The following is a 21,548-nucleotide window of genomic DNA, read 5'->3' as shown; positions in this document are numbered from 1 at the left end:
TCAGTTGCCCTCCGCCGCGGCGATGCCCTGCACCACGTCGAGCGCGCTGCGCACCCCATCCTCATGAAAGCCGTTGTACCAGTAGGCGCCGCAGTACCAGCTCCGCTGCTGGCCGTTAATCTCTTCGCGCCGCAGCTGGGCCGACCAGCTTTGCGGGTTAAACAGCGGATGCTCATAGACGAAGCGCTGCCAGACGTAGCGATCGTCCACCGGCGCGTCCGGGTTCAGGGTGACGCAGAACAGCGGCGCGCCCGCGGGAAGCCCCTGGAGAATATTCATGTTGTAGGTGACGCAGGCCCGGGCCCGATCCCCGTCGCTCAGGCGATAGTTCCAGCTGGCCCAGGCGCGCTGGCGCTCCGGCAGCCAGCGCGGATCGCTGTGCAACACCACCTCGTTACGCTGCCAGCCGATGTCCCCGAGGACTTCTCGTTCGGAATCGGTGGGCGCCGCCAGCATCGCCAGGGCCTGCGCGGAGTGGCAGGCGAAGATCACCTGGTCAAAATGCGCCTCCCCGGACGCCAGCCGCAGGGTGACCCCCGCCGGGTGGCGGTCCACCTGCTGCACCGGCGCGTTGAGGCGTAGATCCAGGCGATCGCCGAGCCTGGCGAGCAGGGCGCGAACGTATTCCCGGGAACCGCCGGGCACCACGTACCATTGCGGGCGATCGCGAATATCCAGCAGACCGTGGTTTTCAAAGAAGCGCAAAAACAGCGGCAGCGGGAAGCGGCGCATCTCCTGCAGCGACGACGACCAGATGGCCGCCCCCATCGGCAGAATATAGTGGCGGGCGAAGAAGGGGCTGAAGCGGTGGCGGGTGAGGAAGCTCTCCAGCGTCGCGCCTGGATCCAGCGCCTCGGTCAGCGCCAGTTTCGCCAGGCGGTTGAAGCGGACGATCTCGCTCAGCAGTCCCCAGAAGGCCGGCTTCAGTAGATTGCGCCGCTGGGCGAAGAGCGAGGTCAGGCTGTGGCCGTTGTACTCCAGGCCGCTGGCCGGGTTGTGGACCGAGAAGCTCATCTGCGTTTTTTGCCCGGCGATCCCCAGCTCGCTGAGCAGGCCCATAAAGCGCGGATAGGTGCGATCGTTGTAGACGATAAATCCGGTATCGATGGCCCAGGTGCCCTGCGGCGTGGCGACATCCACGGTGGCGGTGTGGCCGCCCGGCGTGGCGCCCGCTTCGAACAGCGTTACCTGATGGTGTCCGGCCAGTCGCCAGGCGCAGGTCAGCCCGGCGATGCCGCTGCCGATGATGGCGATATTCATGAGCGCACCATCCTGCGCAACAGCAGGCGCTGGATACCCGATGGCAGACTGGCCAGCAGACGCAGGGCCAGGCTGAAACCGGTGGGGAAGGCGATGTGGTTTTTGCCCTTCGCCAGACCGTGGCGGATCGCCGCCACCGCCCGATCCACGCTCACCCGGCCGGGCATGGCGAAGTCGTTTTTGCGCGTCAGCGGGGTGTCGACGAAGCCCGGAGAGACCACCGTGACGGCGACCCCTTTCGGCTCCCAGTCCAGACGCAGGCTATTGGCAAACCAGGTCAGCGCCGCCTTGGAGGCGCCATAGGCTTCCGCGCGCGGGAAGGGCAGCCAGTGCGCCATGGAGCTGACCAGCACCACCCGATCGCCAGCCTCCAGCTGCGTCTGCAGCGCCGCCAGGCAGTTCACCGGCCCGAGGAAGTTGGTGGCCATCACCCGCTCCACGAGGGCGGCATCCACCTGTCCGTGGTCGAGGTATTCGCAGGTCCCGGCGCAGAGAATGATCAGGTCGGCAAAACAGCCTGTCAGCGCCTGGCGACAGGCGTCCCTGTCTGTCATATCGAACAGGCGTACGCTGATGTTGGGGCTGAGCTGCTGGAGCGCTGCCAGGCGCGACGCATCGCGCCCGCAGGCGATGACCAGATGGCCATCCGCCGCGAAGGATTTCGCCAGGCCGGCGCCGATCCCGGAGCTGGCGCCGGTGATGAGCACCGTCATCATGAGCGCACCCTCCGCTTCACGCCGCGTACCGCCCAGCCCAGCAGGGGAAGATGCTCGTAGATCATCTCCCCGGCGTCGTAGTAGTCGCGCTGATGGAGAACCTGCTCCCCGGCGATGTCCACCACCGAGCAGCCCGGCAGGGCCAGGGTTTCTCCACCGGCAATGCGCGGATGCGACCAGTGCATGGTCCAGGTCACGGCGAACCGCTGGCCGTCGCAAAGCGGCGTGTCGATGGTGAACCGGCACTGCTCCACGTTGGCCAGCAGATGGGTAAAGTAGCGCTGAATGGCGAACAGCCCCTGATGCTGACCAAAAGGATCGCTCAGCGTGGCGTCCGGATGGTACAGCGCGGCCAGCGCCGCGGGCGGCTGCGCGTCCAGCCCGGCGTAGTACTCAACGAAACGACGAATCACGGACGGCGAGGTGCTCATGGATCACATCCTGGCTAGATACGGTAGCGTAATGGCATACTTAAAACTTACACAAATAAAATTATTTGTCCAAGTTTGTAGAAAAATATATTTTATTTATGTTAAAAATCATGTTGTTATGATTGGTGTTTTAAGGAGTGAAAATCGCGGGTGGCGCAAAGGGCAAGCGTGAGCCCGCCGCGCCACCGGGCGCTGGCGTCTCAGAGAGGGGATGTAGGTTAAAACAGGGGGGTTAGAGCGGAATTATCTCGAGGGAGACGACCTGCTGCTGCCAGAGTTCGACCTGCCTCTGGCGGGCGGCAGAAAGTTTGCCGCTGGTAACCAGCAGCCAGTTGCGCTGGGGGAAAATCTCCGGCGCCAGGGCGGCGGGAGGCACCGGCAGAACGTCGATGCGATGGCCCTGGCCGGTACGTTTGAGCGCCTCAAGCCAGATTTCGCAGGCGTCGGTCAGGTGCCAGCCGGTGATCAGAAAGTTGTCCCCGGGCGCCTTCTTGTCGCCTTCGAGGCAAAACGAGGTATAGGCGATGATGATGCCGTCGAGAATTTCGCGCAGCGTCATGATGGCCGGCACGTTGGCGGAGACCTGGCTGCGCAGCGGACGCAGCACTTCGGTTACCAGCTCCTGGCGCGGATATTCGCGCCCGGCGTCGTAGATCAGCTGGCGCAGGGACTCGATTTTTCCCTCTTTCAGCCGCTGCAGCATGGTCTCCTGCAGCGTCAGCCAGTTATTGGTGCGCCGCGCGCCGGGGCGCGACAGCAGGGGTTTCACCTGGCTGACCGGCACCCCTTTTTTCACCCAGTCGAGGATCTTCAGCGCCTGCTGGACGTCGTCATCGCTGTACAGACGGTGTCCTCCATCGGTGCGCAGCGGCTTAAGCAGGCCGTAGCGGCGCTGCCAGGCGCGAAGCGTGGTCGCATTTATCCCGCATAGTCGGGCAAATTCGCCGATGGAGTAAGGCATGGAGGCCACCTGTTAACAAAGAATATTCTCAATATACTACGAATCACGACGGCTGGCGTGAAGTGTAGTGGCTTTGCACTACACTTTCCCCAACCGCGTAAATGAAAGGAGTTCTCATGAAGCTATGGCCTGTTGTCACCGGCGTCGCTATCGCGTTAACCCTGGTGGCCTGCAAATCGCCCACGCCGCCGAAGGGCGTTCAGCCGATTAGCGGGTTTGACGCCAGCCGGTACCTTGGAAAATGGTATGAGGTCGCCCGCCTGGAGAATCGCTTCGAGCGAGGCCTGGAGCAGGTGACCGCCACCTACGGCGCCCGCAGCGACGGAGGGATCAGCGTCGTCAACCGCGGTTATGACCCGGTCAAAAAACGCTGGAATGAGAGCGACGGGAAAGCCTATTTCACCGGCGCCCCCACCACTGCGGCGCTGAAGGTGTCGTTCTTCGGGCCGTTCTACGGCGGCTATAACGTGATCCGCCTGGACGACGACTACCAGTACGCGCTGGTCAGCGGCCCCAACCGCGACTATCTGTGGATCCTGTCGCGAACCCCCACCATTCCGGCGGCGGTGAAGCAGGATTACCTGAATACCGCGCGCGAGCTGGGCTTTGACGTCGATCGCCTGGTGTGGATCCGCCAGACGCCGCGCTAGCCTCGCCGCTTAGCGGCTGAGCAGATGGGTATAAACCACGTACAGCCCGGCCAGCGCCGCCACGTTGAGCGCTACGCTGATGAAAAACCGCGTCCGGAAGGGCTGCTTTTGCGTTTTATGGCGAAAGCACTGCTGGCCGAGGATGGCCCCCGGCCAGCCTCCCGCCAGGCCCAGCACCAGCAGCGTGGTTTCCGGCACCCGGCGCCAGGCTTTGCGCGCCGCCAGCTTGTCGGCGCCATAGATAAGCCATGTCAGAAGGCTGCTCAGTAAAAACCACATCGCCAGCGGGTAGGGCAGCAGGGCGCTGCCCACGGCGGTGAGCAGCAGCAGGGAATAACATACCAGGTTCAGATTCATAGGGACGTTCACGCCGGCCAGAAGAATGGCGCCACTATAGCCAATTTCCCGGACCGGCGTAAACGCGGCGGGCTATTGGCTACGCTTGCCCCGATGCCGATACAGCCACATCAGCTTATACGCCGCCGGAATGATAAACAGCGACAGCAGCGGGGCGGTGATCATCCCGCCAATCATCGGCGCGGCGATACGGCTCATGACTTCCGAACCGGCGCCGGTGCCCCATAAAATCGGCAGCAGGCCGGCGATAATCACCGCCACGGTCATCGCCTTCGGCCGAACGCGCAGCACCGCCCCCTGGTACAGCGCCTCGTCGAGCTTATCGACGCTGAAAGTCTGCGGATTCTCCAGCGATGGCTCGGCCTCGATGGCGTGGCGCAGGTACATCAGCATCACCACGCCAAATTCTGCCGCCACCCCGGCGAGGGCGATAAAGCCGGTACCGGTGGCCACCGACAGATGGAACCCCATCCAGTAGAGGAACCAGATCCCGCCCACAAGGGCGAACGGCACGCTGGTGATAATCAGCAGTGCTTCGCCGACGCGGCGGAACGCCAGATACAGCAGCACGAAGATAATCATCAGCGTCATCGGCACCATCAGCTTCAGCTTCTGATTGGCGCGCTCCAGCAGCTCAAACTGCCCGGAGTAGGACACACTGATGCCCGGCTTCAGCTTCACCTCCTTGCCGATGGCCTGCTGCAGATCGTGCACTACCGACACCATGTCGCGGTCGCGGGCATCGATGTAGATCCAACTGGTCGGGCGGGCGTTCTCGGTCTTCAGCATGGATGGTCCGGTGACCACTTTCACCTCAGCCACGTCGGCGAGGACAATCTGTTGCTTCAGCGGCGTGAGGATCGGCAGCTGTCGCAGGGTCTCCGGGCTGTCGCGATAGCTCTGCGGGTAGCGGATGTTGATCGGATAGCGCTCGACGCCCTCTACCGTTTCGCCAACCATCGCCCCGCCGATGGCGGACGAGACGAACAACTGCACGTCGCCGACGGTCATCCCGTAGCGGGCCGCCTTCTCGCGCTGAATATCAATGTTGAGGTAGCGCCCGCCGACCAGCCGCTCGGCTAATGCCGAAGTGACTCCCGGCACGCTGCGCGCCACCCCTTCAATTTGCCCGGCGATGGCGTCGATATCGGCCAGGTTAGTGCCGGAAACCTTAATGCCGATCGGGCTCTTGATACCGGTGGAGAGCATGTCGATGCGGTTGCGGATCGGCGGCACCCACAGGTTCGCCAGCCCTGGCAGACGCACGGTTTTATCCAGCTCGTCGACGATCTTCTCCATGGTCATCCCCGGCCGCCACTGATCCTGTGGCTTAAGCTGAATGGTGGTCTCCACCATCTCCAGCGGCGCCGAGTCGGTGGCGGTCTCGGCCTTGCCGGTTTTGCCGAACACCCGGGCCACTTCCGGCACCGCCATGATCAGCTTATCGGTTTTCTGCAGCATATCCGCCGCCTGCGCAGCGGAGATCCCCGGCAGCGTGGACGGCATATACAGCAGATCGCCCTCGTTGATCTGTGGCAGAAACTCGCCGCCGACCCGGTTAAGCGGCCAGACAACCGTCAGGATCGACAGGAGCGCAATCAGCAGGGTAGTCTTCGGCCAGTGCAGGACCTTCAGCAGCAGCGGGTGATAAATGCGGATCAAAAAGCGATTCAGCGGATTGCTGCTCTCCGCCGGGATCCTGCCGCGGATCCAGAAGCCCATCAGGATCGGGATCGCCACGATCGCCAGCAGCGCCGCCCCGGCCATCGACCAGGTTTTGGTGAAGGCCAGCGGACCGAACAGTTTGCCCTCCTGGCCTTCGAGGGTGAAAATCGGGATAAACGACAGGGTGATGATCAGCAGGCTGATAAACAGCGCCGGGCCGACCTCCACCGAGGCCTCGGTAATGATTTTCCAGCGTGTGTCGTTGCTGAGCTTCTCTCCCGGGTGCTGATGTTCCCACTCCTCCAGCCGCTTATGGGCGTTCTCAATCATCACGATGGCGGCATCGACCATCGCTCCCACCGCAATGGCGATCCCGCCCAGCGACATGATGTTGGCGTTGAGCCCCTGGAAATGCATCATGATAAAGGCGAAGCACAGGCCGAGCGGCAGCGAGATAATCGCTACCAGCGCCGAGCGCACGTGCCACAGGAACAGGGCGCAGACCAGCGCCACGACGATAAACTCTTCTAGCAGCTTGTGGCTGAGGTTGTCGATGGCGCGGTCGATAAGCTGGCTGCGGTCGTAGGTAGTGACCACTTCCACCCCTTCCGGCAGGCTGCTTTGCAGCGACGCCAGCTTCGCTTTGACCGCGGAGATCACTTCGCGGGCGTTTTTGCCGGAGCGCAGGATCACCACGCCGCCGGCCACTTCGCCTTCGCCGTTAAGCTCGGCGATTCCGCGGCGCATCTCCGGGCCGATCTGCACCCGCGCGACGTCGCCAAGATAAACCGGCACGCCGTTATCCCCGGTTTTCAGCACGATATTTTTGAAGTCGTCGAGCGTCTGCAGGTAGCCGCTGGCGCGCACCATATATTCGGCTTCCGCCAGTTCGACGGAAGAGCCGCCCGCCTCCTGGTTAGAGGCGTCCAGCGCCGATTTCACCTCGCCGAGGCTGATGCCGTACTGGGTCAGCTTCATCGGGTCGACGACAATCTGGTACTCCTTGACCACACCGCCCACCGACGCCACTTCCGAGACGTTAGGAATGGTTTTCAGCTCATATTTTAAGAACCAGTCCTGCAACGAGCGCAGTTCGGCGAGGTCGTGCTTGCCGCTACGGTCGACCAGCGCGTATTCGAAGACCCAGCCGACGCCGGTGGCGTCCGGGCCCATTTCGGCGCTGACCCCGGCGGGAAGTTTGCCCTGCACCTGGTTGAGATACTCCAGCACCCGCGAGCGCGCCCAGTAAGGATCGGTGCCGTCTTCAAAAATCACGTACACGTAGGAGTCGCCGAATTGCGAGAAGCCGCGAACCGTTTTGGCGCCGGGGACCGACAGCATGGTGGTGGTCAGCGGCCAGGTGACCTGGTTTTCGACGATCTGCGGCGCCTGCCCCGGATAGCGGGTTTTGACGATCACCTGTACGTCAGAGAGATCCGGCAGGGCGTCTACCGGGGTGTGGATGATGGTCCAGGTTCCCCAGATGCTGAGAAACAGCGCCGCCATCATCACCAGGAAGCGGTTGGCCACCGAGCGGCGGATAATCCATTCAATCATGGTTCCGTTCCTTAGTGCGCGTGGGCGGCAGAGGCCGCGGCATCAGGGGCCTGCGCGCGCATGCGCTCCAGCGCGCCGGCGATATTGGCCTCCGAGTCGATCAGGAACAGGCCGCTGGCGACGACTTTCTCACCCTCCTGCAGCCCGCTGCGAATGGCCGTGACGCCGGCGGATTCATGGAATACCTGCACGATTTTCGGCACGAAGCGCCCCTCGTTATCGACGGTGATCACTCGCTGCTCGCTGCCGCTGTCGATCAGCGCTTTGGAGGGGATCAGCAGCATCGGGGCGCTTTCGCTGGTCAGCTGCAGATAGGCGTTCATCCCCGGCTTCAGCGCTTCATCCGGGTTGTTGACCTGCAGGCGCAGCTGCAGGGTGCGGGTGGCGCTATCGACGCTGGGGAGAAGGGTCCATTTGCTGATGCGGAAGGTTTTGCCCGGCCAGGCGGGAACCTGAATGCTGAACTGCGAGGCGTCTTTAATCAGCCAGGCGATGGATTCCGGGACCGCCACGCTGACCCACACCGGATCCATGCCCTGAATTTTCGCCACCACGTTATCTTTGGCGATGTTCATTCCGGCGCGCAGATCGAAGGCGGTAATAACGCCATCGATCGGTGCTTTGAGAGTAAAGCGGGTCTGGATTTTACGCGTGGCTTTCAGGCGGCGGATATCGTCATCCGGCATTCCGGCGAGACGTAGACGCTCGAGGATCCCCTCGACCTGCGTAGCGGTGCCCCCGGTCTCCTGCAATAGCAGATATTCGCTCTGCGCTTCCACCCAGTCCGGGATGGTCAGCTCGAGCAGCGGCGTGCCTTGTTTCACTTTGTCGCCGACGGTCAGCGGATAGACTTTATTGATAAAGCCCGCCGCCCGCGCCTGCATAATCACATACTGGTACTCGTTATAGCTGATATTGGCTGGGAAGGTCTGAGCGTAGCGCAGCGGCCCGCGGGTGACGGCGACGGTTTTCACCCCAAGATTCTGGGTCTGCGTCGGGTCGATACGCACCCCCGGCGCACCGGCGGCGGCATGCTCCTCATCGGCGTATTTCGGCACCAGATCCATATCCATAAACGGCGATTTACCCGGTTTATCGAAGCGGGTGTTCGGGTACATCGGGTCGTACCAGAACAGCACTTTACGCTGCTGCTCGGCCGCCGGAGCGGCAGAGTGGGTCGGTGCCCATCGGGCGTACAGCGCCGCGGTAAGCGCGCCGCCAATCAGCATGCTGCCGAGGATCAGCGCCGTATTTTTCAGTGTCAGGGATGCCATGTGTCGTCCATTCAGTTGTTGAGGGGGCCTACCGTCGCCGGGCTGTTATTGGGCGCGGATATCCTGTAACAGCGACAGATTGCCCTGCTGAACGAAGGTGAAGTCCACGCTGTCGCCATCCTTCACATTGTTGAGCTGCGTCTGCGGGATGATGGTGAAGCGCATGGTCATCGGCGGCCAGTTCACCGCCGGGATGGCCTCGTGGGCGATAGTGATTTTTTTACTATCCATATCAATGGTTTTAATGACCCCTTTGCCGCGGATGCTTTGCGCCTGCGCGGCGGCGGGCTGCTCGTGCATCGCCATGCCGGCGTGCGGTTCGGCAGCCTGGGCGGCGAACACTGCGCCAGAGAGCAGGGTAAACAGGGCGATTTTAGACAGTGAATTCATAATCAAGACTCCTCGGGTTATTCCATCCAGCCGCCGCCGAGAGCGGTGAACAGGGTGATTTCATTCGCCTGACGGGAATAGTTGAGTTCCAGCAGGGTTTGTCGGGTGGTGAAAATGTCGCGCTGGGCGCTCAGGACTTCGATGTAGCTGACCGCGCCGTGGCGATAGAGCGCAGTGGCGCGCTGCAGGGTGATATTTAGTGAAGCGAGATAGCGCTGCTGGGCGGCAATCTGATCGGCCAGGCTTTGGCGCTGGGCCAGCGCGTCGGCCACCTCTTTAAAGGCGGACTGTATTTTTTGTTCATAGTTGACCACCTGCTGCTGCTGGCGGATTTCCGCCAGATCGAGGTTGGCCTGATTACGCCCGGCGTTGAAAATTGGCAGTTCAATTTTGGGGATAAAGTTCCACATCGCGCCGCCGGCGTTAAACAGGCTGAAGAGCTCGCTGCTGCTGCCGGAGAGCGAGCTGGTCAGGGTGATCGACGGGAAGAAGGCCGCCCGCGCGGCGCCGATGTTGGCGTTGGCCGCTTGCAGGCTGTGTTCGGCTTCCAGAATATCCGGCCGCTGCAGCAGGATCGCTGAGGAGAGCGATGGCGGCAGGGTTACGCCTTGCAGGTCTACCGCGCTGCTGGCGCTATCGTCCGGCAGATGTTGATAGCTGCCGAGCAGTAGCTGCAGGGCGTTATTGGCCTGCGCCAGCTGGCCCTGACGTTTGGCGATATCGGCGCGGGTGCTCTCGATCATGCCGCGCGCCTGTTCCAGCGCCAGCACGGTGGTGCTCCCGGTCAGCAGCTGTTTTTCAACGAAGGCGTAAGACTGCTGATAGTTCTGCAAGGTGTCGTTGGCCACCTGCAGCTGCGCTGCCGCCAGCCGCTGGTTGAAGTAGCTTTGTGAAACGTTAGCAATCAACAGGATATGCACCGCGCGCCGCGCCTCTTCGCTGGCGAAGAAGTTCTGTCGGTCGGCTTCGCTAAGGTTTTTCAACCGGCCAAAGAAGTCGAGGTCGTAGCTGAGGTTTAAGCCGGCGGCATAATCGCTGCTGGTGGTGGTGTCGCCTTTGAGCTTGCCGCCATAGGTGGTGCTGCCGTCACCGTTAAGCTGCGGGTAGCGGTCGGCGTCGGTTACCCGGTACTGGGCGCGGGCTTCCTGCACTTTCAGCGTCGCCATCCGTAGATCGCGGTTGTTGGTCAGCGCGGTGCTAATCAGGCTTTTCACCTGCGGGTCGACGAAAAAGGTGCGCCAGCCGGTCTCTTGATAGCCCACTTTCGCAGTAACCAGCTTGTTCTGGCTGAGAGAGAACTGCTGCGGCACCGGCGCGACAGGGCGCTGGTAGTCCGGAGCGAGCGAGAGACAGCCGGTTAAGGCAAATATCACGCTGAGGGTAAGTAGCTGTATTGAGCGCATGGTGGCAGAAGTTTCGACGATTTATCCATGGCGGCTACTTTACGTAGCGGGCTCTGTTCAGGGCGTGACGGGAAAATGACAAAGCTGTCATTTTCCTGATATTTCATTGCTATCCGGAGGCGCTCCTCTAAAATTGAATACCCGCACAAAGCGCGCGTGAAGGAGCCTGCCGTGAAGATTTTGATTGTCGAAGATGAGAAGAAAACCGGAGAGTACCTGACCAAAGGGCTCACCGAGGCCGGCTTCGTCGTCGACCTGGCCGATAACGGCCTCAACGGCTATCACCTGGCGATGACCAGCGATTACGATCTGCTGATCCTCGACATCATGCTGCCGGATGTGAACGGTTGGGATATCGTGCGCATGCTGCGCGCCGCCGGGAAAGGCATGCCGATCCTGCTGCTTACCGCGTTGGGCACCATTGAGCATCGGGTGAAGGGGCTGGAGCTGGGCGCTGACGACTATCTGGTAAAACCGTTCGCCTTTGCGGAGCTGCTGGCGCGGGTGCGTACTCTGCTGCGCCGCGGGGCGGCGGTCATCGTCGAAAGCCAGTTTCAGGCGGCCGATCTCAGCGTCGATTTGGTCAGCCGCAAGGTGACGCGCGGCGCCACCCGCATCACCCTGACCAGTAAGGAATTCACGCTGCTGGAGTTCTTCCTGCGTCATCAGGGCGAGGTGCTGCCGCGTTCGTTAATTGCCTCGCAGGTGTGGGATATGAACTTCGACAGCGACACTAACGCCATCGACGTGGCGGTGAAGCGGCTGCGCGCCAAAATTGATAACGACTTCGAGCCGAAGCTCATCCAGACCGTGCGCGGCGTCGGCTACATGCTTGAGGTGCCGGATGGCCGCTAAGCGCCCCTTTTCCCTGGCCACCCGGCTGACCTTCTTTATTAGCCTCGCCACCATCATTGCTTTCTTTGCCTTCACCTGGATCATGATCCATTCGGTGAAGGCCCACTTTGAAGAGCGCGACGTTCACGATCTCAGACAGCTCAGCACCACCCTGGAGACGGTCCTCGACCACGCTGACTACCCGCCAGCGCGACGGCTGGAGATCGTGAAGAATATCATTGCGGGCTACGCCAACGTCTTCATCTGCCTGGACGATGGCCAGGGCAATATTCTCTTCCAGTCGCCCAACGGGCCGGATCTCAGCCATATGCTGAGTACGCCGGGGCTGGCGATGCAGCTCCGTGACGGGAATGTGATTTCATGGACCGACCCGCAGCCGCGGGCAATGGCGCACGATAATCATCCACTGGAGACCCGCGCCTGGCGGTTGATCATGCTGCCGCTGGGCAAGCAGGCGGACGGTAAACCGGCGTACCATCTGCTGATGGCCTTATCCATCGATTTTCACCTGCACTATATTAATGAGCTGAAAGCGAAGCTGATCTCCGCGGCGTCGATAATCAGCCTGCTGATCATCGCCATCGTGCTGTTTGTGGTCTACCAGGGGCATAAGCCGATCCGCCAGATCAGTCGCCAGATCCAGAATATTACCTCGCGGGATCTCGATGTGCGCCTTGACCCGCAGGCGGTGCCTGTCGAGCTGGAGCGGCTGGCGCTGTCGTTTAACCATATGCTGGAGCGCATAGAGGATGTCTTTACCCGCCAGTCCAACTTCTCCGCCGATATCGCCCATGAAATCCGCACGCCGATTACCAACCTGGTGACGCAAACCGAAATCGCCTTAAGCCAGAGCCGCAGCCAGCAGGAGCTGGAAGAGGTGTTGTATTCCAATCTCGAAGAGTTCTCGCGGATGTCGCGGATGGTCAGTGATATGTTGTTCCTCGCCCAGGCGGATAATAACCAGCTGATCCCTGAGCAACAGGCGCTGGATCTGGCCGAGGAAGTGCATAAAGTGTTTGAGTTTTTCGAGGCGTGGGCGGAAGAGAAGGCGGTGGCGCTGCGTTTTGTCGGTAGCCCCTGCCGGGTGACGGGCGATCCGCTGATGCTGCGGCGGGCAATCAGCAACCTGCTGTCGAACGCGATTCGCTATACGCCGGCCGGGCAGGCGGTGACCATCCAGTTGAGCGAAAGCGCGGAGACGGTACGCCTGGTGGTGGAGAACCCCGGTACGCCGATTGCCGCCGAGCATCTGCCGCGCCTGTTTGACCGATTCTATCGCGTCGACCCCTCGCGCCAGCGCAAAGGGGAGGGCAGCGGCATCGGCCTGGCGATTGTGAAATCGATTGTCGGAGCCCACCACGGCAGCGTGGCGGCACAGTCCGATCTGCGCTCGACGCGGTTTATTGTGGTGTTGCCGAAATAGGCGCAATCCGCGAGTGATAGTTGAGTATGTGGCTTTCTGTCGCTATATTAAATGTACGGAAAATAACCGTACATGAAGTTTGCAACAGGCCGGAGATAACGTATGCCCGCACTTAAAAAGCAGCGTATAGATTTGAGATTAACCGATGATGATAAGAGCATCATCGAGGAAGCTGCGGCAATTTCGAATCAGACGATTACCCAGTTTGTGGTTGCCAGTGCCTCAGAACGTGCTGCGGAAGTGATTGAGCAGCACCGCAGAATGGTCCTCAATGAGCAATCATGGAGCCTGGTGATGGAGGCGATTACCCAACCGCCAGCCCCGAATGATCGACTGAAACGTGCAGCGAAGCGTCTACAAACCAGGTAAGGTAGAGCTAATGGAGCAGCAACTGACGATTGAGATGATTGCCGATGCGTTCAGCTACGATATCACTGGATTTGATTGCGGCGAGGAAGCGCTGAATACGTTTTTAAAAGAGCACCTCAAGCGGCAGCACGATGGACAAATCTTAAGGGTTATGCGCTGGTCTCCGGGGATACCGTTCCCAGGTTGCTGGGTTATTACACCTTATCGGGAGTTGTTTCGAGCGAGGCATGTTGCCGTCTAAAACTCAGCAAAAGAAAATCCCGTATCAAAATGCGCCAAGCGTAACCCTCGGCGGCTGGCCATTGATAAATCTGTTCAGGGCTGGGCTGGGGAGAGATGTTGGTTGCCCATGCGATGCGAGTGGTGTGGGGAGCGTCTAAAGCCGTTGGCATCTACGGATTGTTTGTTGAAGCCCTTAATGAGAAGGCTAAAGCATTCTATCTTCGTCTGGGGTTTATACAGCTCGTGGATGAAAATAGTAACTTACTGTTTTATCCGACCAAATCGATTGAACAGCTCTTTACTGACGATGAGTCATAAAAGAAACCGGGCAGCGCCAGGCGGCTGCCCGCAGTATCGCGACTCTCTTACTCTTCGAAGTACCAGTAGCCCTGATTAATCAGCCGCGTCAGTTCGCTCACGAACGCCTGATTCTGCAGGCCGCTGCCGAGCTCTTCCTGGCCTAATGAGGTATAGCGACACAGCGCATCCAGCGCTTCGGCATCGGTGGTGTCGAGTTGTTCGCTATGCACGAAGAAGCTGTCGCCGATATGCAGAACGCGCAGGCCGCTCAGGCGGGAAAGCTTTTCACCACCCAGCAGCGCATCGACCACTTCCTCTTCTTCATACGGTGGTTCCGCCGGCGCAATATCCAGCTCGTGACGCGGGGTGGTGACGAAACTGCCGAACCACTGCTTGAAGTCTTCCGGCTGGCGAATCATATCGATCATCATGGTGCGCAGACGTTCGAGTTCATACTCTTCAACCCGGCCCGGATGCTCGCGGCAGGTGAGGTCCGGATCGCTGTAGTGCTCGCCGCCGAGATCGTTCTCCAGCACATAGTCGGCGAAGCTGCTGATCAGGTCGCGGCCGTTTGGCCCGCGGAAGCCGACGGAGTAGTTCAGGGCGGTTTCGTGGGTTATGCCGTCGTGCGGGAATCCCGGTGGAATGTAGAGGATGTCGCCCGGCTGCAGATCTTCATCAATGATCGGTGGGAACGGATCGACGTGCAGCAGTGCCGGATGCGGACAGAACTGACGCATCGGCAGCTTGTCACCCACGCGCCAGCGGCGGCTGCCCATGCCCTGAATAATAAAGACGTCATACTGATCGATATGCGGACCGACACCGCCGCCGGGGACGGAGAAGGAGATCATCAGGTCGTCCAGGCGCCAGTCCGGCAGTACGCGGAACGGACGCACCAGCTCGGCGGCCGGCATATGCCAGTGGTTTACCGCCTGGGCCAGCAGGGACCAACCGGTTTCGCCCAGCCCGTCGAAATGTTCAAAAGGACCATTGCTGGCCTGCCATTTGCCGTTTTTCAGGCTGACCAGCCGGCTGTCGACTTCCGGCTCCATGGCTAATCCGGCCAGCTCGTCCGGAGTAATCGGGTCGACGAAGTCCGGAAACGCGTTTTTTAATACCACCGGCTGTTTCTGCCAGTATTTTTCTAAAAACTCGGGCCAGTTAATGTTGAGTTGATAAGCCATCGATTATTACCAGTAAGAAGAAACGGGCCTGATTATAGAAATGAGGGCCGGGCGGGCGCATTGTCGTGGGTCAAGAGTGGTGCTTAATTCACCATCGGCGCGATAATGGCGTTGGGTAAGAGAGAAAAATCACATTTTCGCCAAAAACCGAACTTAGCGTAAATTGCGCTGCAGGCCGCATGAACACTGGGATTGCGCCTTTAATGGTAAGAAGATGAATTAGCGAAAAGTTCAAATAATGAGCGGTCGATAAGATTTTTCTATTTTAACGCTTGCTACTTCCGGCGAACTCCCTATAATGCGCTCCCACTGACACGGCAGATGTGAATCACTTCACACAAACAGCCGGTTCGGTTGCAGAGAAAAATCCTGAAAAACGGGTTGACTCTGAAAGAGGAAAGCGTAATATACGCCACCTCGCGACAGAGCGCTAAAGCGCGTCGCAACTGCTCTTTAACAATTTATCAGACAATCTGTGTGGGCACTCAAAGTGACATGGATTCTTAACGTCCTCGGACGAAAAATGAATACCAAGTCTCAAGAGTGAACACGTAATTCATTACGAAGTTTAATTCTTTGAGCATCAAACTTAAATTGAAGAGTTTGATCATGGCTCAGATTGAACGCTGGCGGCAGGCCTAACACATGCAAGTCGAGCGGTAGCACAGAGAGCTTGCTCTCGGGTGACGAGCGGCGGACGGGTGAGTAATGTCTGGGAAACTGCCTGATGGAGGGGGATAACTACTGGAAACGGTAGCTAATACCGCATAACGTCGCAAGACCAAAGTGGGGGACCTTCGGGCCTCATGCCATCAGATGTGCCCAGATGGGATTAGCTAGTAGGTGGGGTAACGGCTCACCTAGGCGACGATCCCTAGCTGGTCTGAGAGGATGACCAGCCACACTGGAACTGAGACACGGTCCAGACTCCTACGGGAGGCAGCAGTGGGGAATATTGCACAATGGGCGCAAGCCTGATGCAGCCATGCCGCGTGTGTGAAGAAGGCCTTCGGGTTGTAAAGCACTTTCAGCGGGGAGGAAGGCGGTGAGGTTAATAACCTCACCGATTGACGTTACCCGCAGAAGAAGCACCGGCTAACTCCGTGCCAGCAGCCGCGGTAATACGGAGGGTGCAAGCGTTAATCGGAATTACTGGGCGTAAAGCGCACGCAGGCGGTCTGTCAAGTCGGATGTGAAATCCCCGGGCTCAACCTGGGAACTGCATTCGAAACTGGCAGGCTAGAGTCTTGTAGAGGGGGTAGAATTCCAGGTGTAGCGGTGAAATGCGTAGAGATCTGGAGGAATACCGGTGGCGAAGGCGGCCCCCTGGACAAAGACTGACGCTCAGGTGCGAAAGCGTGGGGAGCAAACAGGATTAGATACCCTGGTAGTCCACGCCGTAAACGATGTCGATTTGGAGGTTGTGCCCTTGAGGCGTGGCTTCCGGAGCTAACGCGTTAAATCGACCGCCTGGGGAGTACGGCCGCAAGGTTAAAACTCAAATGAATTGACGGGGCCCGCACAAGCGGTGGAGCATGTGGTTTAATTCGATGCAACGCGAAGAACCTTACCTGGTCTTGACATCCACAGAACTTTCCAGAGATGGATTGGTGCCTTCGGGAACTGTGAGACAGGTGCTGCATGGCTGTCGTCAGCTCGTGTTGTGAAATGTTGGGTTAAGTCCCGCAACGAGCGCAACCCTTATCCTTTGTTGCCAGCGGTTCGGCCGGGAACTCAAAGGAGACTGCCAGTGATAAACTGGAGGAAGGTGGGGATGACGTCAAGTCATCATGGCCCTTACGACCAGGGCTACACACGTGCTACAATGGCATATACAAAGAGAAGCGACCTCGCGAGAGCAAGCGGACCTCATAAAGTATGTCGTAGTCCGGATTGGAGTCTGCAACTCGACTCCATGAAGTCGGAATCGCTAGTAATCGTAGATCAGAATGCTACGGTGAATACGTTCCCGGGCCTTGTACACACCGCCCGTCACACCATGGGAGTGGGTTGCAAAAGAAGTAGGTAGCTTAACCTTCGGGAGGGCGCTTACCACTTTGTGATTCATGACTGGGGTGAAGTCGTAACAAGGTAACCGTAGGGGAACCTGCGGTTGGATCACCTCCTTACCTTAAAGAACCTGCCTTTGTAGTGCTCACACAGATTGTCTGATGAACGTAAAGAAGCAAGGCGTCTTGCGATTGAGACTTCAGTGTCCCCTTCGTCTAGAGGCCCAGGACACCGCCCTTTCACGGCGGTAACAGGGTTCGAATCCCCTAGGGGACGCCACTTGCTGGTTCGTGAGTGAAAGACGCGTGCCGATATATCTCAAAACTCATCTTCGGGTGACGTTTGAGATATTTGCTCTTTAAAAATCTGGATCAAGCTGAAAATTGAAACGACACACAGTTAATGTGTGTTCGAGTCTCTCAAATTTTCGCAATCAGAAGTGAAACATCTTCGGGTTGTGAGGTTAAGCGACTAAGCGTACACGGTGGATGCCCTGGCAGTCAGAGGCGATGAAGGACGTGCTAATCTGCGAAAAGCGTCGGTAAGGTGATATGAACCGTTACAGCCGGCGATGTCCGAATGGGGAAACCCAGTGCAATTCGTTGCACTATCGTTAACTGAATACATAGGTTAACGAGGCGAACCGGGGAACTGAAACATCTAAGTACCCCGAGGAAAAGAAATCAACCGAGATTCCCCAGTAGCGGCGAGCGAACGGGGAGCAGCCCAGAGTCTGAATCAGCTTGTGTGTTAGTGGAACGGTCTGGAAAGTCCGACGGTACAGGGTGATAGTCCCGTACACCAAAATGCACAGGTTGTGAACTCGAAGAGTAGGGCGGGACACGTGGTATCCTGTCTGAATATGGGGGGACCATCCTCCAAGGCTAAATACTCCTGACTGACCGATAGTGAACCAGTACCGTGAGGGAAAGGCGAAAAGAACCCCGGCGAGGGGAGTGAAAAAGAACCTGAAACCGTGTACGTACAAGCAGTGGGAGCACCTTCGGGTGTGACTGCGTACCTTTTGTATAATGGGTCAGCGACTTATATTCTGTAGCAAGGTTAACCGTATAGGGGAGCCGCAGGGAAACCGAGTCTTAACTGGGCGTTAAGTTGCAGGGTATAGACCCGAAACCCGGTGATCTAGCCATGGGCAGGTTGAAGGTTGGGTAACACTAACTGGAGGACCGAACCGACTAATGTTGAAAAATTAGCGGATGACTTGTGGCTGGGGTGAAAGGCCAATCAAACCGGGAGATAGCTGGTTCTCCCCGAAAGCTATTTAGGTAGCGCCTCGTGAACTCATCTTCGGGGTAGAGCACTGTTTCGGCTAGGGGGTCATCCCGACTTACCAACCCGATGCAAACTACGAATACCGAAGAATGTTATCACGGGAGACACACGGCGGGTGCTAACGTCCGTCGTGAAGAGGGAAACAACCCAGACCGCCAGCTAAGGTCCCAAAGTCATGGTTAAGTGGGAAACGATGTGGGAAGGCACAGACAGCCAGGATGTTGGCTTAGAAGCAGCCATCATTTAAAGAAAGCGTAATAGCTCACTGGTCGAGTCGGCCTGCGCGGAAGATGTAACGGGGCTAAACCATGCACCGAAGCTGCGGCAGCGACACTATGTGTTGTTGGGTAGGGGAGCGTTCTGTAAGCCTGCGAAGGTGACCTGTGAGGGTTGCTGGAGGTATCAGAAGTGCGAATGCTGACATAAGTAACGATAAAGCGGGTGAAAAGCCCGCTCGCCGGAAGACCAAGGGTTCCTGTCCAACGTTAATCGGGGCAGGGTGAGTCGACCCCTAAGGCGAGGCCGAAAGGCGTAGTCGATGGGAAACAGGTTAATATTCCTGTACTTGGTGTTACTGCGAAGGGGGACGGAGAAGGCTATGTTAGCCGGGCGACGGTTGTCCCGGTTTAAGCATGTAGGCTGGTTATCCAGGCAAATCCGGATAATCAAGGCTGAGGTGTGATGACGAGGCACTACGGTGCTGAAGTAACAAATGCCCTGCTTCCAGGAAAAGCCTCTAAGCATCAGGTAACATCAAATCGTACCCCAAACCGACACAGGTGGTCAGGTAGAGAATACCAAGGCGCTTGAGAGAACTCGGGTGAAGGAACTAGGCAAAATGGTGCCGTAACTTCGGGAGAAGGCACGCTGGTGTGTAGGTGAAGTCCCTGCGGATGGAGCTGAGACCAGTCGAAGATACCAGCTGGCTGCAACTGTTTATTAAAAACACAGCACTGTGCAAACACGAAAGTGGACGTATACGGTGTGACGCCTGCCCGGTGCCGGAAGGTTAATTGATGGGGTTATCCGTAAGGAGAAGCTCTTGATCGAAGCCCCGGTAAACGGCGGCCGTAACTATAACGGTCCTAAGGTAGCGAAATTCCTTGTCGGGTAAGTTCCGACCTGCACGAATGGCGTAATGATGGCCAGGCTGTCTCCACCCGAGACTCAGTGAAATTGAACTCGCTGTGAAGATGCAGTGTACCCGCGGCAAGACGGAAAGACCCCGTGAACCTTTACTATAGCTTGACACTGAACATTGAGCCTTGATGTGTAGGATAGGTGGGAGGCTTTGAAGCGTGGACGCCAGTCTGCGTGGAGCCAACCTTGAAATACCACCCTTTAATGTTTGATGTTCTAACGTTGGCCCTTACCGGGGTTGCGGACAGTGTCTGGTGGGTAGTTTGACTGGGGCGGTCTCCTCCCAAAGCGTAACGGAGGAGCACGAAGGTTAGCTAATCTTGGTCGGACATCAGGAGGTTAGTGCAATGGCATAAGCTAGCTTGACTGCGAGCGTGACGGCGCGAGCAGGTGCGAAAGCAGGTCATAGTGATCCGGTGGTTCTGAATGGAAGGGCCATCGCTCAACGGATAAAAGGTACTCCGGGGATAACAGGCTGATACCGCCCAAGAGTTCATATCGACGGCGGTGTTTGGCACCTCGATGTCGGCTCATCACATCCTGGGGCTGAAGTAGGTCCCAAGGGTATGGCTGTTCGCCATTTAAAGTGGTACGCGAGCTGGGTTTAGAACGTCGTGAGACAGTTCGGTCCCTATCTGCCGTGGGCGCTGGAGAATTGAGGGGGGCTGCTCCTAGTACGAGAGGACCGGAGTGGACGCATCACTGGTGTTCGGGTTGTCATGCCAATGGCACTGCCCGGTAGCTAAATGCGGAAGAGATAAGTGCTGAAAGCATCTAAGCACGAAACTTGCCCCGAGATGAGTTCTCCCTGAGACTTTAAGTCTCCTGAAGGAACGTTAAAGACGATGACGTTGATAGGCCGGGTGTGTAAGCGCAGCGATGCGTTGAGCTAACCGGTACTAATGAACCGTGAGGCTTAACCTTACAACGCCGAAGATGTTTTGGCGGATTGAGAGAATTTTCAGCTTAGATTCAGAGTTGAGTACGCAATATAAAGAATTGCGTACTGAGCACAAAGAATTTGCCTGGCGGCACTAGCGCGGTGGTCCCACCTGACCCCATGCCGAACTCAGAAGTGAAACGCCGTAGCGCCGATGGTAGTGTGGGGTCTCCCCATGTGAGAGTAGGGAACTGCCAGGCATCAAATAAAGCAGAAAGCCCGGTCGAAAGACCGGGCTTTTTGTTTTTGTGTTTAAAAAGAACCCCGTCCCGAAAGGTGCGGGGTTTTTTGCTGTGTGGGGTATATCTCCCCCGGTGGCGCTGCGCTTACCGGGGCTACAAAACCGTACCCCGGACAAAGTGCGCAGCACCGCCTTTATTGCTTCGCAAAATAGCGTGACGAATGCTTGTGGCATGGTCAACCGGATAGTGAATTTACCGGATGATACAAGTCGGAAAATAATTATCAGCAGCTACGATTAATATTATCTCTTTATTTCAGCGCCATTATATTGTGCCCCGGTAAAATAATGATGCGGCCTCTTCCTCCCACAAAATAACGCGTTTACGCTTCAGAAAAAATATTTCCGTGACTGGATACTTCGCTTCCGGATGTATTGTGGCGAACGGTATGCTTCTTCCCTGTTTTTGTCTAAATGAGCTTTATCATTAACACTTTGTTAACTTGATCTGGTTTATATGGCAGCAAATTTGATATACAAAGAGGGATGATTGCCTGTATGGATGCTGCCCGAAATACCTTGCGAGACATATGCAGGTTCTCGGCTGGCAAATGAGAATAGAAATGAAAATCCTGCTTAACTGGTCGCCATTGCGCCAGCTCTTCACTTACATTCAGGAGCGCTTTACCTTTCTGGTGCTGCTCTGCTGGCCAGCGATTATCTGGTTGTTCTGTCGGGTCGGCGTGTGGCTCACCGATAACGTTTATGAACTGCTGGGAAAATCACCCGCCCAGTCGTTCACCGTCTACCTGCAGCCGTTTATGACCCCCGGCACGCTGCTGCGCATCTCCATCAGCTGGGTGGTGTTGCTGTTCATTCTCTTCAGTATGGCGATGGCCTTCACCTGGGGTTTACGTCGCTTTATGAATCGCCATAAATAAACCATTCGGCCGCCGTAAGTCGA

Annotated in this window: 15 protein-coding genes, 1 tRNA gene, 3 rRNA genes and 1 pseudogene; 10 read left to right on the top strand and 10 right to left on the bottom strand. The window is 57.9% G+C overall.

What is annotated here, in order from left to right; translation table 11 throughout:
* The 4 genes from LPQ25_RS22685 to LPQ25_RS22670 form a co-directional block, all read right to left on the bottom strand.
* Positions 1–1,260, bottom strand: coding sequence for an NAD(P)/FAD-dependent oxidoreductase (locus tag LPQ25_RS22685; RefSeq protein ID WP_012737327.1), 1,260 nt, complete (start codon positions 1,258–1,260; stop codon positions 1–3).
* Positions 1,257–1,976, bottom strand: coding sequence for an SDR family NAD(P)-dependent oxidoreductase (locus tag LPQ25_RS22680; protein WP_004152218.1), 720 nt, complete (start codon positions 1,974–1,976; stop codon positions 1,257–1,259). Before LPQ25_RS22680 ends, LPQ25_RS22685 begins: the two co-directional genes overlap by 4 nt.
* Positions 1,973–2,407, bottom strand: coding sequence for a nuclear transport factor 2 family protein (locus LPQ25_RS22675; protein WP_004178448.1), 435 nt, complete (start codon positions 2,405–2,407; stop codon positions 1,973–1,975). The genes LPQ25_RS22680 and LPQ25_RS22675 overlap by 4 nt, the downstream gene beginning before the upstream one ends.
* Positions 2,408–2,639: 232 nt before the next feature.
* Positions 2,640–3,368, bottom strand: a complete 729-nt coding sequence (locus LPQ25_RS22670; RefSeq protein ID WP_004192228.1) for a MerR family transcriptional regulator — start codon at positions 3,366–3,368, stop codon at positions 2,640–2,642.
* Between the two features lie 116 nt (positions 3,369–3,484).
* On the opposite strand from LPQ25_RS22670, the gene LPQ25_RS22665 reads away from it, so the two are divergent.
* Positions 3,485–4,018: a lipocalin family protein gene (locus LPQ25_RS22665; protein WP_002887259.1), complete on the top strand. Its 534-nt coding sequence runs from the start codon at positions 3,485–3,487 to the stop codon at positions 4,016–4,018.
* A gap of 9 nt (positions 4,019–4,027) precedes the next feature.
* Here the strand turns inward: LPQ25_RS22665 and LPQ25_RS22660 are convergent, their stop codons facing one another.
* The 5 genes from LPQ25_RS22660 to LPQ25_RS22640 form a co-directional block, all read right to left on the bottom strand.
* On the bottom strand, positions 4,028–4,375 hold the full coding sequence (locus LPQ25_RS22660; protein ID WP_004177568.1) for a DUF1294 domain-containing protein: 348 nt from the start codon (positions 4,373–4,375) through the stop codon (positions 4,028–4,030).
* A 72-nt stretch (positions 4,376–4,447) separates the two neighbouring features.
* Positions 4,448–7,597 (bottom strand): CusA/CzcA family heavy metal efflux RND transporter, encoded by a 3,150-nt coding sequence (locus LPQ25_RS22655; protein ID WP_012737329.1) that lies wholly within the window; start codon positions 7,595–7,597, stop codon positions 4,448–4,450.
* Between the two features lie 11 nt (positions 7,598–7,608).
* A complete protein-coding gene (locus LPQ25_RS22650; RefSeq protein WP_004186840.1) occupies positions 7,609–8,871 on the bottom strand; it encodes an efflux RND transporter periplasmic adaptor subunit in 1,263 nt (420 codons plus the stop codon).
* A gap of 45 nt (positions 8,872–8,916) precedes the next feature.
* Complete coding sequence (cusF, locus tag LPQ25_RS22645; protein ID WP_012737331.1) at positions 8,917–9,261, bottom strand: cation efflux system protein CusF; 345 nt, start codon at positions 9,259–9,261, stop codon at positions 8,917–8,919.
* A gap of 17 nt (positions 9,262–9,278) precedes the next feature.
* Positions 9,279–10,664, bottom strand: a complete 1,386-nt coding sequence (locus tag LPQ25_RS22640) for an efflux transporter outer membrane subunit (protein ID WP_012737332.1) — start codon at positions 10,662–10,664, stop codon at positions 9,279–9,281.
* 171 nt (positions 10,665–10,835) lie between these two features.
* Here LPQ25_RS22640 and cusR point away from each other — a divergent pair, with 171 nt between their 5' ends.
* From cusR to kacT, 4 genes and pseudogenes are all read left to right on the top strand, one after another.
* Positions 10,836–11,519, top strand: a complete 684-nt coding sequence (gene cusR / locus LPQ25_RS22635) for a copper response regulator transcription factor CusR (RefSeq protein WP_002887273.1) — start codon at positions 10,836–10,838, stop codon at positions 11,517–11,519.
* The gene (locus LPQ25_RS22630) at positions 11,509–12,942 is read left to right on the top strand and encodes a Cu(+)/Ag(+) sensor histidine kinase (RefSeq protein ID WP_014908043.1); all 1,434 of its coding nucleotides are present in this window, start codon (positions 11,509–11,511) and stop codon (positions 12,940–12,942) included. The genes cusR and LPQ25_RS22630 overlap by 11 nt, the downstream gene beginning before the upstream one ends.
* A 102-nt stretch (positions 12,943–13,044) precedes the next feature.
* On the top strand, positions 13,045–13,311 hold the full coding sequence (gene kacA, locus LPQ25_RS22625; protein ID WP_002887278.1) for a type II toxin-antitoxin system antitoxin KacA: 267 nt from the start codon (positions 13,045–13,047) through the stop codon (positions 13,309–13,311).
* Between the two features lie 10 nt (positions 13,312–13,321).
* Positions 13,322–13,851: pseudogene (gene kacT / locus LPQ25_RS22620) on the top strand (type II toxin-antitoxin system toxin KacT).
* Between the two features lie 47 nt (positions 13,852–13,898).
* On the opposite strand, the gene LPQ25_RS22615 reads toward kacT, so the two are convergent.
* Positions 13,899–15,020 carry a ribosomal protein uL16 3-hydroxylase gene (locus LPQ25_RS22615; protein WP_012737335.1) on the bottom strand — a complete coding sequence of 374 codons (1,122 nt, stop codon included), beginning with the start codon at positions 15,018–15,020 and terminating at the stop codon, positions 13,899–13,901.
* Positions 15,021–15,611: 591 nt separating this feature from the next.
* Here LPQ25_RS22615 and LPQ25_RS22610 point away from each other — a divergent pair.
* The 5 genes from LPQ25_RS22610 to LPQ25_RS22590 all read left to right on the top strand — a co-directional run bounded on the left by LPQ25_RS22610 (position 15,612) and on the right by LPQ25_RS22590 (position 21,525).
* Positions 15,612–17,149: ribosomal RNA gene (locus tag LPQ25_RS22610) — 16S ribosomal RNA — on the top strand.
* A gap of 85 nt (positions 17,150–17,234) precedes the next feature.
* Positions 17,235–17,309, top strand: a tRNA-Glu gene (locus LPQ25_RS22605).
* A gap of 182 nt (positions 17,310–17,491) precedes the next feature.
* Positions 17,492–20,387, top strand: a 23S ribosomal RNA gene (locus tag LPQ25_RS22600).
* A 100-nt stretch (positions 20,388–20,487) separates the two neighbouring features.
* Positions 20,488–20,603 (top strand): 5S ribosomal RNA (gene rrf / locus LPQ25_RS22595).
* The 16S, 23S and 5S rRNA genes sit together here with 1 tRNA gene alongside, the layout of an rRNA operon.
* Positions 20,604–21,207: 604 nt before the next feature.
* Entirely contained in the window at positions 21,208–21,525 is a 318-nt protein-coding gene (locus LPQ25_RS22590; protein WP_002887322.1) for a hypothetical protein, read from the top strand.
* The last annotated feature ends 23 nt before the right edge of the window (positions 21,526–21,548 follow it).

The organism is Klebsiella sp. KPN54798, assembly GCF_021184225.1.
In the GTDB taxonomy this organism is placed as follows: domain Bacteria; phylum Pseudomonadota; class Gammaproteobacteria; order Enterobacterales; family Enterobacteriaceae; genus Klebsiella; species Klebsiella pneumoniae.
The sequence above is the reverse complement of the archived record's forward strand: the minus strand, read 5'-3'. Positions and strand labels throughout refer to the sequence as shown.